Annotated in this window: 21 protein-coding genes; 11 read left to right on the top strand and 10 right to left on the bottom strand. The window is 39.1% G+C overall.

The window, feature by feature from the left end:
- Nucleotides 1-88: 88 nt before the first annotated feature.
- The 7 genes from LG369_RS02820 to LG369_RS02850 form a co-directional block, all read right to left on the bottom strand.
- Complete coding sequence (locus tag LG369_RS02820) at nucleotides 89-328, bottom strand: zinc-ribbon domain-containing protein (protein ID WP_225750172.1); 240 nt, start codon at nucleotides 326-328, stop codon at nucleotides 89-91.
- A gap of 27 nt (nucleotides 329-355) precedes the next feature.
- Nucleotides 356-1,162, bottom strand: coding sequence for a peptidylprolyl isomerase (locus tag LG369_RS02825; RefSeq protein WP_225750173.1), 807 nt, complete (start codon nucleotides 1,160-1,162; stop codon nucleotides 356-358).
- A gap of 65 nt (nucleotides 1,163-1,227) precedes the next feature.
- Nucleotides 1,228-2,046 carry a Cof-type HAD-IIB family hydrolase gene (locus LG369_RS02830; protein ID WP_004253054.1) on the bottom strand — a complete coding sequence of 273 codons (819 nt, stop codon included), beginning with the start codon at nucleotides 2,044-2,046 and terminating at the stop codon, nucleotides 1,228-1,230.
- A 13-nt stretch (nucleotides 2,047-2,059) separates the two neighbouring features.
- Nucleotides 2,060-2,803: a DeoR/GlpR family DNA-binding transcription regulator gene (locus LG369_RS02835; RefSeq protein WP_004253055.1), complete on the bottom strand. Its 744-nt coding sequence runs from the start codon at nucleotides 2,801-2,803 to the stop codon at nucleotides 2,060-2,062.
- A 112-nt stretch (nucleotides 2,804-2,915) separates the two neighbouring features.
- Nucleotides 2,916-3,125, bottom strand: a complete 210-nt coding sequence (locus tag LG369_RS02840; protein ID WP_004253056.1) for a hypothetical protein — start codon at nucleotides 3,123-3,125, stop codon at nucleotides 2,916-2,918.
- A gap of 199 nt (nucleotides 3,126-3,324) precedes the next feature.
- Nucleotides 3,325-3,549, bottom strand: coding sequence for a helix-turn-helix transcriptional regulator (locus LG369_RS02845; RefSeq protein ID WP_006151257.1), 225 nt, complete (start codon nucleotides 3,547-3,549; stop codon nucleotides 3,325-3,327).
- A gap of 2 nt (nucleotides 3,550-3,551) precedes the next feature.
- Nucleotides 3,552-4,148, bottom strand: a complete 597-nt coding sequence (locus LG369_RS02850) for a DUF3796 domain-containing protein (RefSeq protein ID WP_225750174.1) — start codon at nucleotides 4,146-4,148, stop codon at nucleotides 3,552-3,554.
- Between the two features lie 481 nt (nucleotides 4,149-4,629).
- Between LG369_RS02850 and rpsP the strand changes: the two genes are divergently transcribed.
- The 6 genes from rpsP (at nucleotide 4,630) to LG369_RS02880 (ending at nucleotide 7,189) form a co-directional block, all read left to right on the top strand.
- The gene (rpsP, locus tag LG369_RS02855; protein ID WP_004253064.1) at nucleotides 4,630-4,902 is read left to right on the top strand and encodes a 30S ribosomal protein S16; all 273 of its coding nucleotides are present in this window, start codon (nucleotides 4,630-4,632) and stop codon (nucleotides 4,900-4,902) included.
- A 19-nt stretch (nucleotides 4,903-4,921) separates the two neighbouring features.
- Nucleotides 4,922-5,161, top strand: coding sequence for an RNA-binding protein KphA (kphA, locus tag LG369_RS02860; RefSeq protein ID WP_000379617.1), 240 nt, complete (start codon nucleotides 4,922-4,924; stop codon nucleotides 5,159-5,161).
- Between the two features lie 42 nt (nucleotides 5,162-5,203).
- Nucleotides 5,204-5,536, top strand: a complete 333-nt coding sequence (locus tag LG369_RS02865; RefSeq protein WP_225750175.1) for a MazG nucleotide pyrophosphohydrolase domain-containing protein — start codon at nucleotides 5,204-5,206, stop codon at nucleotides 5,534-5,536.
- Between the two features lie 74 nt (nucleotides 5,537-5,610).
- Nucleotides 5,611-6,129, top strand: a complete 519-nt coding sequence (gene rimM / locus LG369_RS02870; RefSeq protein WP_016465641.1) for a ribosome maturation factor RimM — start codon at nucleotides 5,611-5,613, stop codon at nucleotides 6,127-6,129.
- Nucleotides 6,119-6,838 carry a tRNA (guanosine(37)-N1)-methyltransferase TrmD gene (trmD, locus tag LG369_RS02875; protein WP_225750176.1) on the top strand — a complete coding sequence of 240 codons (720 nt, stop codon included), beginning with the start codon at nucleotides 6,119-6,121 and terminating at the stop codon, nucleotides 6,836-6,838. The genes rimM and trmD overlap by 11 nt, the downstream gene beginning before the upstream one ends.
- Nucleotides 6,839-6,850: 12 nt before the next feature.
- Nucleotides 6,851-7,189: an ATP cone domain-containing protein gene (locus tag LG369_RS02880; protein WP_004253071.1), complete on the top strand. Its 339-nt coding sequence runs from the start codon at nucleotides 6,851-6,853 to the stop codon at nucleotides 7,187-7,189.
- A 29-nt stretch (nucleotides 7,190-7,218) separates the two neighbouring features.
- On the opposite strand, the gene LG369_RS02885 is transcribed toward LG369_RS02880, so the two are convergent.
- Nucleotides 7,219-7,539, bottom strand: coding sequence for a cytochrome P450 (locus LG369_RS02885; protein ID WP_225750177.1), 321 nt, complete (start codon nucleotides 7,537-7,539; stop codon nucleotides 7,219-7,221).
- 92 nt (nucleotides 7,540-7,631) lie between these two features.
- Between LG369_RS02885 and LG369_RS02890 the strand changes: the two genes are divergently transcribed.
- Entirely contained in the window at nucleotides 7,632-7,847 is a 216-nt protein-coding gene (locus tag LG369_RS02890) for a YdbC family protein (protein ID WP_225750178.1), read from the top strand.
- Between the two features lie 51 nt (nucleotides 7,848-7,898).
- On the opposite strand, the gene LG369_RS02895 is transcribed toward LG369_RS02890, so the two are convergent.
- Together LG369_RS02895 and gor are read right to left on the bottom strand one after the other, a co-directional pair.
- Complete coding sequence (locus LG369_RS02895; RefSeq protein WP_004253081.1) at nucleotides 7,899-8,438, bottom strand: biotin transporter BioY; 540 nt, start codon at nucleotides 8,436-8,438, stop codon at nucleotides 7,899-7,901.
- A 140-nt stretch (nucleotides 8,439-8,578) separates the two neighbouring features.
- The gene (gene gor / locus LG369_RS02900; protein WP_225750179.1) at nucleotides 8,579-9,925 is read right to left on the bottom strand and encodes a glutathione-disulfide reductase; all 1,347 of its coding nucleotides are present in this window, start codon (nucleotides 9,923-9,925) and stop codon (nucleotides 8,579-8,581) included.
- Nucleotides 9,926-10,163: 238 nt separating this feature from the next.
- Here gor and LG369_RS02905 point away from each other — a divergent pair, with 238 nt between their 5' ends.
- The 4 genes from LG369_RS02905 (at nucleotide 10,164) to metG (ending at nucleotide 15,426) form a co-directional block, all read left to right on the top strand.
- Nucleotides 10,164-11,351: an efflux RND transporter periplasmic adaptor subunit gene (locus tag LG369_RS02905; protein ID WP_225750180.1), complete on the top strand. Its 1,188-nt coding sequence runs from the start codon at nucleotides 10,164-10,166 to the stop codon at nucleotides 11,349-11,351.
- The gene (locus tag LG369_RS02910; RefSeq protein ID WP_225750181.1) at nucleotides 11,335-12,036 is read left to right on the top strand and encodes an ABC transporter ATP-binding protein; all 702 of its coding nucleotides are present in this window, start codon (nucleotides 11,335-11,337) and stop codon (nucleotides 12,034-12,036) included. Before LG369_RS02905 ends, LG369_RS02910 begins: the two co-directional genes overlap by 17 nt.
- Before the next feature lies 1 nt (nucleotide 12,037).
- The gene (locus LG369_RS02915; protein WP_225750182.1) at nucleotides 12,038-13,294 is read left to right on the top strand and encodes an ABC transporter permease; all 1,257 of its coding nucleotides are present in this window, start codon (nucleotides 12,038-12,040) and stop codon (nucleotides 13,292-13,294) included.
- 134 nt (nucleotides 13,295-13,428) lie between these two features.
- Nucleotides 13,429-15,426 (top strand): methionine--tRNA ligase, encoded by a 1,998-nt coding sequence (metG, locus tag LG369_RS02920; RefSeq protein WP_004253089.1) that lies wholly within the window; start codon nucleotides 13,429-13,431, stop codon nucleotides 15,424-15,426.
- Nucleotides 15,427-15,452 lie beyond the last annotated feature (26 nt).

Genomic DNA, 15,452 nt, shown 5'->3' on the forward strand with positions numbered 1-15,452 from the left:
TTGACTAAATTATATCATATTTGAAACAAAAAGAGAGCGTTTACATGGAGGTGTAAATAAAAAAAGATAGGCACATGACCTATCTTTTTTAATAGTTGAGATATTGATCAATCTCAGATTTTTGAATTTCTTTACCGTAGTGACAAATCGGGCAAGAAACGAAATAAGTTTTACCATAAGGGAAGAGCGGAATCCAGTAAAGAGTAAATTTACGTCCGTATTCCGTAATTTCCCAAGTACCAACATTGTTACAATGACCACATTCGATAGCAGTTTGTGTATGTCCCAACACTTTTTGGTAACCTTTTGACCCCCAAAATAGAATCATTTTAACATCTCCTTATAGTTAATGGTGTTATTGTTTACTGAAATCGTAGTCTTTAACAATTTCGATACTGTCGATTGTAATAGCAGTAGTTGGTTTATCTTTTTCATCTTTTTCAGCCTTAGCAATTTTATCTACAACGTCCATCCCATCGATTACTTGACCAAAGACTGGGTGTTTTCCGTCAAGAGTTGGATTTCCGCCTTCTTTGTAGGCTTCGATAATTTTCTTAGGATAGCTACTTGTAGGAAGTTTAGCAGAATAGTCTGTTGTACTTTGGTTGATGAAGAATTGGCTACCATTTGAGCTTGGTTGACCAGTATTGGCCATGGATAGGGAACCACGGATATTATAGAGGTATGGAGAGATTTCATTTTTAAAACCGGTTCCCTTGTCCTTGGTTTTGTCTTTATCATGCCAGATAGATTCACCACCTGTTCCATCTCCCTTAGGATCTCCGGTTTGTACCATAAATCCGTCAATCACACGGTGGAACGTAACCCCATTGTAGTAGCCTTCCTTAGCGTGAGTAAGGAAGTTTTCAACGGCAAGTGGAGCTAACTTTGGAAAGAGCTTGATACGGATATCGCCTAGGCTTGTGTGGAGGATAGCTTCAGCCTCGTCTTCAGCAACTTCCTTAGAAAGTTGAGGGAAGTTAGCATTTTCGTTTGTTAAGGCGTCTTTCAAATCCTTTTCTGCTTGGGCAGTCGCTTTTGAACGTTCTTCCTCGGCAATTTTTGTATCAACGTAATCATCCCCACGAAGTGCACGTTGGATACTAGTACATCCACCAAGGGCAAATGTTGAGATGAGTAGTAGTGTAGCTAATTTCTTCATGTTATTCCTTTCAAGATTCATTTCTACCATTGTACCGTAAAAGAAAGGGGATTTCAAATTTTCAATTAAGAATATTTATCTAACACATGTAACTTTATAGCTTTACTTACTCCATTTTGTTCATTAGAGTCAGTAACTGCTTTTGCACAAGTTTTGACATCTCTAGGAGCATTCCCCATGGCTATACCTAGCCCTGCGGTTTCAATCATGGGAATATCATTATAATTGTCACCGAGAGTCATAATTGAGGTAAGGGGAAGTTGATAGTAATTTGCTAATTCTAACAGAGCTTGTTTTTTGGATACTTGATTATGTGTAACTTCTAGATAGTTATCTTTAGAGAGATAGAAGTCGGTTTGAGGGAAATCTATTGAGGATAAGGTTTTTTGAAGTTTCTGTATGGTATCCGTATTATCTATCAGCAAAAGTTTATGAACAAGAGTTTTCTCGTCTCTTATAAAATCTGCTAAAGATGTAACTTTTGGACTTTCTCCAGTAATAGTTGCTTCGATTTCTACCCATTCATCAATAGTATTCACAAGCCAATCTTTTCCAGAATAAACATTTATAGAAACTGTCGGGAATTCTTTTTTCAAAAAGTCATGAAGTAAGAGCAATTCGCTTTTATCAATAGAATACTGACTTAGGATTTTATCTCCTAAACTGATGAGTGCTCCATTATAGCAGGCAATAGGACAGTCGGTGATGCCAAGTTCTTTAGAAATTGGAGCTATACCGAGAGGAGATCTAGCAGAAGCTAGAACAAAAGGAATATTACATTGTTTTAAAAGTGGCATCAGTTCTATCAAATAAGAATCTAATTGGTGATTTTTATCCAAAATAGTGCCGTCAATATCACTCATAATTAATTTAATTCTTGACATATTTTGCTCCTTTTTAAAATAGTATTGTTGTTCTACCATCTAAAGATTCTTGTATTTCTACATCAGGCTCTTTATCTGTAATCCAGTAATCAAAATCAGCTAGTTCAGAAAGTATAAAATGAGAGTGTTTGTTTATCTTTCCTGTTTCAGCTAACAAGACGCGAATTTTACTAGTTTTAAATGCTCTTTTTTTCATGAGAACATCTTCTTGATCCTCAAAACTAACTTGTCCGTCTGAAAGACTAGCAGCGCCAAAAAATGCTACATCAAATCTAATTCCCTCTAAAGTATTGGATTCTTCTAGTGAATAATAAAAACGATTCTGTCTATGAAATTTTCCACCGAGAATATGAAAATCGACATTTTCATTATTTCCTAAGATAAGTGCGTTATCTAATGAATGACTGAAAATAGTAACTTTTTTATCTATAATTTTTGCTAACTCAAGTATAGTGGTTGAAACATCAAAGAATATCAGTTGTGAATCAGAAATGAGTTGGGTAGCTAAATGAGCAATTTTCTCTTTTTCTTTAGAAGATTGTTCTGCTCTACCTTGAAAATCAAGAATCCTTTGCTTTTGAATTGGCAATAAACCTCCATGAGTTCTTCTTGCTCGTTTTTCCTTTGCGAGAATTGAAAAATCTCTACGGATGGTATCTTTGGAAACATGGAAATGGTCAACCATTTCTTTTGCTGACAGACTTCCTCTATCCTCTAAAAGTTTTATGATTTCTTCTAATCGTTGTTCTTGGTACATAGGAATTCCTCCTTTTTTTAATACTATACTCTTTTTATAAGCATTTGTCAATAATTGTAATGATTTGTAAGTGTTTTAAAAAATTACAAAAAAATCAACCAGCTTTGGTTGATTAAAGATTCTTTTTAGGATGGAGGTCAATGATTACTTGATGGTCTTTGAGAGCTTGTTCACCTTTTGGAGTTAGTTTATAGCCACGAATCGAAAAGCGGTTAGCTAATTCTTCTTCTGAAAAATGATCATGAAGTGCTTGATTCAATTCGGTGGCCTTCATCTTGGAGAGTCCAGTAACACCCTTCTTTTTAAGGATACTCTTTTTCATAGTAGCATTTAGATGGTAAAGCGAGTCAAAGGCGGTTTCGATAATAGCATATCCTTTTTCAACAAGCGTATCTAAATGTTTTGGGATATCAATGCCATAAGAATTACTATATTTTAAAAGAGCACATTTTCAAAGGATTTTTTCTTTTGGCTTCAATTCCTAATTAATCAATGAACTTAATGCTAGGTCTCGAAAAGAATTATGCTTCCTCTTTCTGTCTGAGTTCAAAGAGGTCTTCTACTTTCAAATCAAAAACTTGAGCAATTTTAAGAGCCATTTCCAGCGAAGGATTGTAACGATTATTTTCCAAGTGCAGAATTGTCTCGCGTCGCATGCCGATAAGGTCGGCTAACTCCTGCTGGGTCATGCCTGTGGACTCACGAACAGATTTGAGATTAGTAATAATCTTGCTTTCTTTGGCCATGCTTATCCTCTCCGTTCCAAGATAAAATAGACAACCGCAAAGATTAAAATCAAGGCAGCTATGCTAATAAAGATCTGGCCCATGTAAAGCGTGAGAGACCCTATATATCCAATGCTAACTGCTAGGATCATCAGTGCACCTAGCATAAAAACAAACATCAAGCTAGCTGCCTTTGCTAAATTAGCATAAAAGCGTTCGTCCGGAGTTTCCTTGACATTTTTTAAAGAGAAAAAACCAAATAGAATCACTTCAATAACGAGGATAATTCCGAAACTCCATTCTTTAATACCAGAACTTACGCTAGGGGTTGCAACCCAAAGCCCTACTGTATAAAAAATGCTTGCTGCAAACACAAGTATCGTGTAAAGCTTAACAGACAAGTCGAAAATAGTCTTCCCCATACCTTTCTGAATCTTATGAGGCCGTGATTTCATATGTAGCCAGCTCCAAATAGCTATAATTTGACCTAACACTGAAATACCAGTAATAACTAACTTGGGTCCCCAACTAAGATTAGAACCAAATAAAACAATAAAATCAATAAAGAGAGCTACGGCAATCATTGCAATGAGGCCACGCATTTTTTGACTTTTTTTCATGATAGACTCCTTTTTTGTGTTATAAATATATAACATTTAAATGTTATGTTATAAATATATCACACTTAAATTTAGAAAGCAAGAATTTTATGTGTCAAGGTGGCAATTATTTGAAAAAAATTTTTAATTAAAGACCTCGCTAGTCAAACAACTAAAGAATTCTTTGAAGCAATGCATCGGATTTGGTTTGGATAGTTTCGTTAATAGTATTTGATGATAAAGAATTTTTGGAAAATCTAGATACTGTATGAAACTCTACTTTTTTCTTAGACTGTTATAAAGTCTGTCAGAATAAGCTTTGTAGGTGTAGAAGTTAATTTTTTCTTTCTAATTTATCCCTATTAGTCTAAAAAATTTAAAAATTTTAAAGTCTGTCAAGTTTTTTTCTTGACACCTCTCAGAAATCTGCTATAATAGAACATGTGCTAAATAGCTTAGCTATTTCACCGAAATAAAAAATAAAAGAAAAGAGATATTAAAAATGGCAGTAAAAATCCGTTTGACTCGTATGGGTTCTAAGAAAAAACCTTTCTACCGTATTAACGTAGCAGATTCACGTTCACCACGTGACGGACGTTTCATCGAAACAGTTGGAACATACAACCCACTTGTTGAAGAAAACCAAGTAACTTTGAAAGAAGACCGTATTTTGGCATGGTTGGCTGATGGAGCTCAACCTTCAGATACAGTTCGCAACATCCTTTCAAAAGAAGGTGTATTGAAGAAATTCCACGATTCTAAATTCTCAAAATAAGTTTAAAGTAGGTTGACAGATGGATACGATTGAAAATCTCATTATTGCAATTGTGAAACCTTTGATTTCACAACCAGATGCCTTAACTATCAAGATTGAAGATACACCAGAATTTTTGGAATATCATTTGGATCTTGACCAGAGCGATGTGGGTCGTGTAATCGGTCGTAAGGGTCGCACTATTTCTGCGATAAGAACGATTGTCTACTCTGTCCCAACTGAAGACAAAAAAGTAAGAATCGTTATTGACGAAAAATAAGAAAAGCGGGACATGGTCTCGCTTTTTTTGCAAGGAGAAGGAATGAGAGATTTAACAGTTAGACAACTAGAGGAATACTTACTTGATCATTACCAACAATCTAGAACAGAAGAAGGACTTTTTATCAAACTAGTGGAAGAAGTTGGAGAAGTCGCTGAGGTTTTAAATGGACGTTCAGGTAGAAAAGAGGATGTCCAAGATTCAAACGAGGAATTGGCAAAGGAGTTGGCAGATATCATTCACTACACAGTGGCAATTGCAGCTATCAACGATATTGACCTAACGAAGACCATTTTTGAAAAAGACAAAAAGGCATCCATCAAGTATCAGCATGTACAAGATTTGGAAAGCTTTTTAGATAAAAACCATCCATAGTTGCTCTTTTCTCCAACTTGTGAAAATCCCTGTAACATGATAAAATAAAGGGAGAAACAGATACAGGAGATCAGATGAACTACTTTAATGTTGGGAAAATCGTCAATACGCAAGGTTTGCAGGGTGAGATGCGAGTCTTGTCAGTGACAGATTTTGCTGAAGAACGCTTTAAAAAAGGGGCAGAGCTTGCCTTATTTGATGAAAAAGATCAATTTGTGCGTACAGTGGTCATTGCAAGCCACCGTAAACAAAAAAACTTCGATATCATCAAGTTTAAAGATATGTACCATATCAATGATATCGAAAAATACAAGGGTTACAGTCTGAAGGTTGCTGAGGAGAATCTCAATGACCTCGATGAAGGTGAGTTTTACTACCACGAGATTATCGGTTTAGAAGTCTATGAGGGAGATAACTTGATTGGAACTATCAAGGAAATCCTTCAGCCAGGCGCCAATGATGTCTGGGTAGTCAAACGAAAAGGCAAACGAGACCTACTCTTACCTTATATCCCGCCTGTAGTTCTCAATATAGATATTCCTAATAACCGTGTGGATGTTGAACTCTTAGAAGGGTTAGACGATGAAGATTGATATTTTAACTCTCTTTCCAGAAATGTTCACACCCTTAGAACATTCCATCGTTGGCAAGGCTCGTGAAAAAGGACTCTTAGATATCCACTATCATAATTTTCGTGACTACGCTGAAAAGGCCCGTCATGTGGATGATGAACCTTACGGAGGTGGTCAAGGGATGCTCCTTAGAGCGCAACCCATCTTTGACGCCTTTGATGCGATTGAAAAAAAGAACCCTCGCGTGATCCTCTTAGACCCTGCTGGGAAGCAGTTTGACCAGGGTTATGCGGAGGATTTAGCACAAGAAGAAGAACTTATCTTCATCTGTGGTCACTACGAAGGCTATGATGAGCGTATTAAGACCTTGGTAACCGATGAGATATCTCTTGGAGATTATGTCTTGACTGGTGGAGAACTAGCAGCGATGACCATGATTGATGCAACGGTTCGCTTGATTCCAGAAGTTATCGGCAAGGAAGCAAGTCACCAAGATGATAGCTTTTCATCAGGACTCTTGGAATATCCTCAGTACACAAGACCTTACGATTATCGTGGAATGTTAGTCCCAGATGTGCTTATGAGTGGACATCATGAAAACATACGTCAATGGCGACTCTATGAGAGTCTTAAGAAAACCTACCAACGTAGACCTGATTTGCTGGACAACTATGAATTGACAGCAGAAGAAGAAAAAATGTTAGCAGAAATTAAAGAAAATAACAATTAAAAGGAGAAAACTATGCAAGTAATTAAACGTGATGGACAAGTCGCTGATTTTGATCCAGATAAAATCTACCAAGCTATCCTTAAGGCGGCTCAGACAGTCTATGTTTTGACTGACGATTTGCGCCAAAATCTAGCTCAAGTTACTAAAAAAGTTGTGTTGGATTTGGAAGAAGCAAAAGTAGAGCGTGCGACTATCAGTATGATTCAATCAATGGTTGAGCACCGCTTGCTTGGTGCTGGCTACATTACAATCGCAGAACACTATATCTCTTATCGTTTGCAACGTGATTTGGAGAGAAGTGGTTATGGCGACCACATCGCTGTTCACCTTCATTTTGAACAAATTCGCTAAGATAAAAAGAGTGAGATGATAGAAGCATCTCACTCTTTCTTAAATCTTCTTTTTTGGGCCGTTTGGATAGTAGAAGGAACGAAAGTTACTCTTCGAATATCCGACACTCGAATAATACGGCTGACGTTTTTGGCGAAATTTTTAACGATAATTTGTTGGCGGTCAGTATCATACTTGATAATATCGCCTGTAAAACTTGACTCAGCAAAGATGATATGTACAGCCTTTTTTTGGGCTAGGGCTTTTTCAAGTCTAGCAATTAGGAAATCGCTTTTTTCAGGAATGGAATCTTCATATCCATTGACAAAATCATGGACTTTTTGCAAAGTCTGTTTTAATAAATCTTTCATTCCGGCCTCCCTTCTTTTAATCATTATATAAAAATTTTATGAAATCTACAAGATTTTTCGAATAATCAATTGAGAACAAAAAGGAGAAAAACATGGCAGAATTTACATTTGAAATTGAAGAACACTTGCTTACTCTATCTGAAAATGAAAAAGGATGGACCAAAGAAATCAATCGTGTCAGCTTTAATGGTGCGCCAGCGAAGTTTGACATTCGTAGCTGGAGTCCTGACCACACCAAGATGGGGAAAGGAATTACCCTCTCAAATGAAGAATTTCAAATCATGGTGGATGCTTATAAGAATCAATAAACGTTCATCTAAGATTAATTAAAAAGAGGCTAGGGAAAATCCCGGCCTCTTTTATTTGCTTGAAAAATAAGCTTGTGTACGAAGACGTTGGAGTAGTGGTCGGCTGATGAAGCTAATGGCTACAATTTTGGCAAGATCAGGTATGATAAAGGGAATAACACCGACAGCCAGTGCTTTATCAAAAGGCATTCCAGCTAAGAAGTGAAGACTGAGAATACCACCGACAAAAACAAGTGAATCTCCCAAGAGATTTGCAAAGAAAATACGTAGGACACCACTATTGGTGTGAATGAGATAGGAAGCAAGCCCTGCATAGACAAGGTCGAACCAAAGATAACCAGCGCTTGGTCCAACTAAAACATGAAATCCAGCTCCACCGTTAGCAAAGACCGGAAGGCCAATAGCCCCAAGTAAGAGATAGAGTCCGACAGAGAGAACAGCTTCCCTTGGTCTAAAAACAGTAGCGATGAGTCCAATAGCAAAGTTTTGCAGAGTGAAAGGAACTGGACCAATCGGCATACTAATTTGGGCCAATACTGCAATAAGAGCCGCTCCAATAGCAGGAATAGCGTAAATGTGTGCTTTTTTCAAAATAGTTAACCTCTTCTATAAATTATAGTAACTATTATACTAAATGAGATATGAATGTCAACCTATTTTAAAATAAAAGGTTACAAATTTGTAACGGCCGATTTAGAGTAAAAAAGAGACCAAGGGGTCTCTCTTTTCTTTTAACGCATGGTTACAAATTCTTCTGAGCCAGTTGGGTGGATAGCGACAGTAGCATCAAAGTCAGCTTTTGTAGCTCCCATCTTGATAGCAACTGCAAAACCTTGAATCATTTCGTCAACGCCATAGCCGATTCCATGAAGGCCAACTACCTTTTCGTCTGCACCAGCTGTTACGAGCTTGAAGCGAGCTTCTTGACGGTGACTAGTAACAGCAGAATACATAGATGCAAATTTTGAAGTATAGACTTTAACGTTTTCTTGGCCGTACTCTTTGATAGCTTCTTCCTCAGTCAGACCGACTGTTCCGATTGCTGGGTGTGAGAAAACTACAGTTGGAATAGTAGTGTAGTCCATTTTTGCATTGGTTTTACCGTTGAAAAGTCTCTCGGATAGGGTACGACCAGCCTTGATAGCAACAGGGGTTAGTTCCTTTTCACCTGTGACATCTCCAAGAGCGTAGATTCCATCAACGACGGTGTTCTGGTATTCATCAACCTGGATAAAGCCGCGTTCATTGAGGGTGACACCAGCTTTTTCGAGTTGAAGTCCTTTAACATTTGGACGACGACCAGTTGCCCAGATAACTTGACTGGCAGTATGAGTGCTGCCATCTTCGAAATGAATGGTAATACCTTGTTCAGTTTCTTCAAGTTTAGCAGGAACCTTATGTGTGTGGAGGTTTAGTCCTGTATTTTCCATTTCTTGAACTAGACTCTCAACGATATAGCTATCAAATCCACGTAGCGGACGTTCACGGCGGACAAATAAATCTGTCTGAACACCAAGTGTATGGAGTACACCAGCCAATTCTACAGCAATGTAACCAGCACCTAGAATAGCTACCGATTCAGGCAACTCTTCCCAGGCGAAGACATCATCTGAGCTACCACCTAGTTCAGCACCAGGAATAGCAGGAATATGAGGATGAGCTCCAGTCGCAATCACAATATGCTTAGCGTGGATCAACTCGCCATTAACGCTGACAGTATGAGCATCAACGAACTCGGCACGCCCTTCAATCAAATCAACTCCGTTGCGCTTGAAGCTTCCATCATAAGACGAGCGAGCACGGTCAATATAGGCTTCACGATTCTGACGAAGAGTTGCATAATCAAATTCGTTGTCAGTATTTGTGAATCCATAGTCAGGTCCATATTTGTGGATACTCTCTGCAATTTGGGCTCCATACCACATGATTTTTTTAGGGACACAGCCGAGGTTGACACAAGTTCCACCTAATTTCTTTTCCTCAATAACTGCAGCTTTAGCACCATGTTCACCAGCACGATTCATGGTAGCAATTCCCCCGCTACCTCCTCCGATGGCGATAATATCATATTCTCTCATAAGAAAGCTCCTTTAGTTGTTTTCTAGTCATATTCTATCTTTTTTTGAAAGTCAATGCAAAAATCTGCTACGCTTAAATTTCTTAAGAAAATGCTTGCAAAAATAAAAAAGAAGTTGTATTATATAACTAACACAACAATAAAAGATTTGGCAATTATTTTTGGATGGTCAGAAAGCAATTGTCCATTTTTAGGACTTGTGCTATAATTTTAATATATGTTTATAAAAGAGGTATGATATGAAAAAGAAGTCAAAAGCTAAAAAATGGCCCCTATTTACAGCTATAGGAGTTACGTCAGTTCTTGTAGTAGGAGCAGCTGCTGTCCTTCTATTGAGACAACCAAATCAAGCTGCAACACAAGATGAAACTGCAAAAATCGTTCTTGCCAAAGAGGGTTCAGTGGCTTCATCGGTTCTCTTATCAGGTACTGTGACGGCTCAGAATGAACAATATGTTTATTATGATGCAAGTAAGGGTGACTTGGATGAGGTTTTGGTTTCTGTAGGAGATAAGGTTAGCGAGGGGCAGGCACTAGTCAAGTATAGTAGTACAGAAGCCCAGGCTGCCTATGATGCTGCAAGCCGTGCTGTAGCTAAAGCTGACCGTCATATCAATGAATTAAACGATGCACGTAATACCGCCGCAGCAACACCAAGTCTTCCTCAAGCAGGTCTAGAAGGAGCAACTGGACAAGCACCAGCTCAGTCATCCGGTTCTGCCACAGCTGCTATTGATTCTCAAATCAGCGATGCACGTGATGTGCGTGCAGATGCAGAAGCGCAACTCGAAAAAGCTCAAGCCCAGTTGAATTCTGCTACTGTATTGAGTACTGTAGAGGGAACAGTTGTTGAAGTGAATCGTAATGTTTCAAAATCTCCAACAGGAAATAGTCAAGTTTTGGTTCATATCGTAAGTAACGATAACTTGCAGGTCAAGGGAGAGCTTTCTGAGTACAATCTTGCAAACCTTTCTGTCGGCCAAGAGGTTACCTTTACTTCAAAGGTTTATCCAGATAAAACTTGGAATGGTAAGATTAGCTATATTTCAAATTATCCAAAGAACAGTAGTGAAGCAAGTAGTAGCTTAGCTGGTTCAAACACAGGTTCTAAATACCCATATACGGTCGATGTAACTAGTGAAATTGGTGATCTGAAACAAGGTTTTACTGTCAGTGTCGAAGTGAAAAGCATGAGTAAAGCATTGCTTGTTCCTATTACAAGTATCGTCATGGAAGAAGATAAAAACTATGTTTGGATTCTTGATGAAAATCAAAAGGCCAAAAAAGTTGAAGTTGGATTGGGCAATGCAGATGCAGAAAACCAAGAAATCACATCTGGTCTGACAGATGGAGCAAAAGTCATCAGTAATCCGACAGCTTCCTTGCAAGAAGGAAAAGAGGTGAAGACTGATGAAGCAACTAATTAGCCTCAAAAATATCTGCCGTAGTTATCGAAATGGTGATCAAGAGCTTCAAGTTCTCAAAGACATTAACCTTGAAGTTCACGAGGGAGAATTCGTGGCTATCATGGGACCATCTGGTTCTGGTAAGTCCACCCTCATGAATACCATCGGTATGTTGGATACCCCTACAAGTGGTCAGTATTTTCTAGATGGAAAAGAAGTAGCTGGTTTGGGTGAAAAACAATTAGCCAAGGTGCGAAATCAAGAGATTGGCTTTGTCTTTCAGCAATTCTTTCTCTTGTCCAAAATGAATGCTCTCCAGAATGTCGAACTTCCCTTGATTTATGCGGGAGTTTCAGCTTCAAAACGTCGCAAATTAGCAGAAGAGTATCTGGAAAAGGTTGAACTGACTGAGCGTAGCCATCACTTGCCATCGGAGTTGTCTGGGGGGCAGAAACAAAGGGTTGCCATTGCACGAGCTCTTGTCAACAATCCATCTATTATCTTGGCTGATGAGCCAACTGGAGCTCTGGATACCAAAACGGGTAATCAGATCATGCAACTCTTAGTTGAATTAAACAAAGAAGGAAAAACCATCATTATGGTAACGCATGAGCCTGAAATTGCCGCCTATGCGAAGCGTCAAATCGTCATCCGCGATGGAGTCATTTCATCTGACAGTGGTATCGAAGAAAAGGAGGAAAACTAAGATGCAGAATCTGAAATTTGCCTTTTCTTCAATCATGGCCCACAAGATGCGTTCCTTCCTGACCATGATTGGTATTATCATCGGTGTTTCCTCAGTTGTCGTGATCATGGCCTTGGGCGATTCCATGTCTCGTCAGGTCAATAAAAACATGACCAAGTCTCAGAAAGACATTCATGTCTTTTTCTCACCTACCAAGAGTAAGGACGGTTCCTTTACACAAAGACAATCTGCACTGACCTTGTCTGGCGGTCAAGAAGATTTTGTTGAACCACCAAAACCTCAAGAATCTTGGGTTAAAGAAGCTGCCAAACTAAAAGGTGTGGACAGCTACTATGTAACCAACTCAGCCAATGTGACCTTGACTTATAAGGATAAAAAGGTCGAACACGCTAACATGACGGGTGGGAATGTCACCTATATGGATGCGGTCGAAAATGAAATTATTGCAGGTCGTGGACTTAAAGCACAAGATTATAAAGATTTTGCAAGTGTGATCATTTTAGATGAAGAGCTTGCCAATAGCCTTTTTGGTTCTGCAAAAGAAGCCCTCAACCAAATTGTTGAAGTAAATGAAATCAGTTACCGTGTTATTGGTGTTTACGCAAGTAAGGAAGCCAAGGCAGCCAAAGCATTTGGTGTTGGAGGACTACCAATCACGACCAATATTTCCTTGGCAGCTAATTTTAACACAGACGAGATTTCAAACATTGTCTTCCGTGTTAACGATACGAGCTTGACTCAGACTTTGGGTCCAGAGTTGGCAAGAAGAATGACAGAGATTGCAGGTCTTCAACAAGGGGAATATCAAGTTGCAGATGCGTCTGCTGCCTTCCAAGAAGTTCAACAACTCTTTGGCTTCATAACAACGATTATTAGTGCTATTGCAGGGATTTCCCTCTTTGTTGGTGGTACTGGTGTTATGAACATTATGCTTGTTTCTGTGACAGAGCGTACCCGTGAGATTGGTTTACGGAAAGCACTAGGAGCAACTCGGGGTAATATCCTAGTTCAGTTTTTGATTGAATCCATGATTTTAACCTTATTAGGTGGATTCGTTGGTCTACTGCTTGCTGCAGGGGTGACTATGCTTGCAGGGGTTCTTCTTCAAAACTTGATTGCAGGAATCGAAGTTGGTGTATCCATCCCAATCGCTCTCTTTAGTTTAGCTGTCTCAGCTAGTATCGGTATGATATTCGGTGTTCTACCAGCCAACAAAGCCTCTAAGCTTGATCCAATCGAAGCTCTTCGCTATGAATAATTTAAAAGATAAAAAAACGAGATAGACATTTGTCTGTCTTGTTTTTGTATGGATTTCTCTATCGAAAATCACTAAAAATGTGGTATAATGAAGTGTTAGAAAAACAGGTTTCATTAGCCTGGAAAGGAAATATTATGTCTGAAAAGAATTTTTATATTACAACACCGATTTACTATCCATCTGGTAAACTTCATATCGGTTCTGCCTACACAACTATCGCATGTGATGTCCTAGCACGTTACAAACGCCTGATGGGCTACGATGTCTTTTATCTGACTGGTCTTGATGAGCATGGTCAAAAGATTCAACAAAAAGCAGAAGAAGCTGGCATCACGCCTCAAGCCTATGTTGACGGAATGGCAGTTGGAGTTAAAGAACTCTGGAAATTGCTTGATATCTCATACGATAAATTCATCCGTACCACAGATGACTACCATGAAAAAGTAGTAGCACAAGTTTTTGAACGCTTGCTAGCTCAAGATGACATCTACTTAGGTGAATACTCTGGCTGGTACTCAGTATCCGATGAGGAATTCTTTACAGAAAGCCAACTTGCGGAAGTTTTCCGTGATGAAGATGGAAATGTGACGGGTGGTATCGCTCCATCAGGTCACGAGGTTGAATGGGTTTCAGAAGAGTCTTATTTCCTTCGCCTCAGCAAATACCAAGATCGCTTGGTCGAATTTTTCAAATCACATCCTGACTTCATCACTCCAGATGGTCGCCTTAATGAAATGTTGCGTAACTTCATTGAGCCAGGTTTGGAAGACTTAGCAGTATCTCGTACAACCTTTACCTGGGGTGTACCAGTCCCATCAAATCCGAAACACGTCGTCTACGTTTGGATCGATGCACTTCTTAACTATGCGACAGCTCTTGGTTATGGTCAAGATGAACATGGTAACTTTGATAAGTTCTGGAATGGAACAGTCTTCCATATGGTTGGGAAAGACATCCTTCGTTTCCACTCCATCTACTGGCCAATCCTTCTTATGATGTTGGATGTTAAATTGCCTGACCGTTTGATTGCCCACGGTTGGTTTGTCATGAAAGACGGCAAGATGTCTAAGTCTAAAGGGAATGTCGTTTATCCTGAAATGTTGGTAGAGCGCTATGGTCTCGATCCACTTCGTTACTACCTCATGCGTAGCCTTCCAGTTGGTTCAGATGGCACCTTCACTCCAGAGGACTATGTAGGTCGTATCAACTATGAATTGGCAAACGACCTTGGAAACCTCCTCAACCGTACGGTTTCAATGATTAACAAGTACTTTGATGGTCAAATCCCTGCCTATGTAGAAGGTGTAACAGACTTTGACAATGAACTTGCTCAAGTGGCAGAACAATCAATTGCTGACTACAATACCTACATGGAAGCAGTTGACTATCCACGTGCACTTGAAGCAGTCTGGACTCTTATCTCACGTACTAATAAATACATCGATGAGACAGCTCCATGGGTACTGGCTAAGGATGAAGCTCACCGTGACCAATTGGCAAGTGTGATGAGTCACTTGGCAGCTAGCCTTCGTGTCGTAGCTCACTTGATTGAGCCATTTATGATGGAAACCAGTCGTGCAGTCTTGACACAACTTGGTCTAGCAGAAGTTTCTAGCCTTGAGAACTTGAGCTTGGCTGATTTCCCTGCAGGTGTATCCGTAGTTGCCAAAGGAACACCAATCTTCCCACGTCTGGATATGGAAGAAGAAATCGCTTATATCAAGGAACAAATGGAAGGCAACAAGCCAGCAGTCGAAAAAGAATGGAATCCAGATGAAGTCGAACTCAAACTAAACAAGGAAGAAATCAAGTTTGAAGACTTTGACAAGGTTGAAATTCGTGTTGCTGAAGTAAAAGAAGTTTCTAAAGTAGAAGGTTCTGATAAGTTGCTTCAATTCCGCTTGGATGCTGGAGATGGTGAAGACCGTCAAATCCTTTCTGGTATTGCAAAATACTATCAAAACGAACAAGAATTGGTCGGTAAGAAAGTACAAATCGTTGCCAACCTCAAACCACGTAAAATGATGAAAAAATATGTCAGCCAAGGGATGATTCTCTCAGCTGAACATGATGGAAAATTAACCCTTCTAACAGTTGATCAAGCTGTACCAAACGGAAGTGTGATTGGCTAAGATTTAAAAAGAACCAGTTTAAACTG

The organism is Streptococcus sp. Marseille-Q4154 (assembly GCF_916700545.1).
Taxonomy (GTDB): domain Bacteria; phylum Bacillota; class Bacilli; order Lactobacillales; family Streptococcaceae; genus Streptococcus; species Streptococcus infantis_I.

What these genes read in the sequence shown, in the direction of transcription:
- kphA (WP_000379617.1), top strand. Translation starts at nt 4,922, where the DNA reads ATGGATACGATTGAAAATCTCATTATTGCAATTGTGAAACCTTTGATT.
- metG (WP_004253089.1), top strand. Translation starts at nt 13,429, where the DNA reads ATGTCTGAAAAGAATTTTTATATTACAACACCGATTTACTATCCATCT.
- LG369_RS02905 (WP_225750180.1), top strand. Translation starts at nt 10,164, where the DNA reads ATGAAAAAGAAGTCAAAAGCTAAAAAATGGCCCCTATTTACAGCTATA.
- trmD (WP_225750176.1), top strand. Translation starts at nt 6,119, where the DNA reads ATGAAGATTGATATTTTAACTCTCTTTCCAGAAATGTTCACACCCTTA.
- LG369_RS02835 (WP_004253055.1), bottom strand. Translation starts at nt 2,803, where the DNA reads ATGTACCAAGAACAACGATTAGAAGAAATCATAAAACTTTTAGAGGAT.
- LG369_RS02885 (WP_225750177.1), bottom strand. Translation starts at nt 7,539, where the DNA reads ATGAAAGATTTATTAAAACAGACTTTGCAAAAAGTCCATGATTTTGTC.
- LG369_RS02830 (WP_004253054.1), bottom strand. Translation starts at nt 2,046, where the DNA reads ATGTCAAGAATTAAATTAATTATGAGTGATATTGACGGCACTATTTTG.
- gor (WP_225750179.1), bottom strand. Translation starts at nt 9,925, where the DNA reads ATGAGAGAATATGATATTATCGCCATCGGAGGAGGTAGCGGGGGAATT.
- LG369_RS02850 (WP_225750174.1), bottom strand. Translation starts at nt 4,148, where the DNA reads ATGAAAAAAAGTCAAAAAATGCGTGGCCTCATTGCAATGATTGCCGTA.
- LG369_RS02910 (WP_225750181.1), top strand. Translation starts at nt 11,335, where the DNA reads ATGAAGCAACTAATTAGCCTCAAAAATATCTGCCGTAGTTATCGAAAT.
- LG369_RS02820 (WP_225750172.1), bottom strand. Translation starts at nt 328, where the DNA reads ATGATTCTATTTTGGGGGTCAAAAGGTTACCAAAAAGTGTTGGGACAT.
- LG369_RS02825 (WP_225750173.1), bottom strand. Translation starts at nt 1,162, where the DNA reads ATGAAGAAATTAGCTACACTACTACTCATCTCAACATTTGCCCTTGGT.
- LG369_RS02840 (WP_004253056.1), bottom strand. Translation starts at nt 3,125, where the DNA reads ATGAAAAAGAGTATCCTTAAAAAGAAGGGTGTTACTGGACTCTCCAAG.
- LG369_RS02845 (WP_006151257.1), bottom strand. Translation starts at nt 3,549, where the DNA reads ATGGCCAAAGAAAGCAAGATTATTACTAATCTCAAATCTGTTCGTGAG.
- rpsP (WP_004253064.1), top strand. Translation starts at nt 4,630, where the DNA reads ATGGCAGTAAAAATCCGTTTGACTCGTATGGGTTCTAAGAAAAAACCT.
- LG369_RS02890 (WP_225750178.1), top strand. Translation starts at nt 7,632, where the DNA reads ATGGCAGAATTTACATTTGAAATTGAAGAACACTTGCTTACTCTATCT.
- LG369_RS02865 (WP_225750175.1), top strand. Translation starts at nt 5,204, where the DNA reads ATGAGAGATTTAACAGTTAGACAACTAGAGGAATACTTACTTGATCAT.
- rimM (WP_016465641.1), top strand. Translation starts at nt 5,611, where the DNA reads ATGAACTACTTTAATGTTGGGAAAATCGTCAATACGCAAGGTTTGCAG.
- LG369_RS02915 (WP_225750182.1), top strand. Translation starts at nt 12,038, where the DNA reads ATGCAGAATCTGAAATTTGCCTTTTCTTCAATCATGGCCCACAAGATG.
- LG369_RS02880 (WP_004253071.1), top strand. Translation starts at nt 6,851, where the DNA reads ATGCAAGTAATTAAACGTGATGGACAAGTCGCTGATTTTGATCCAGAT.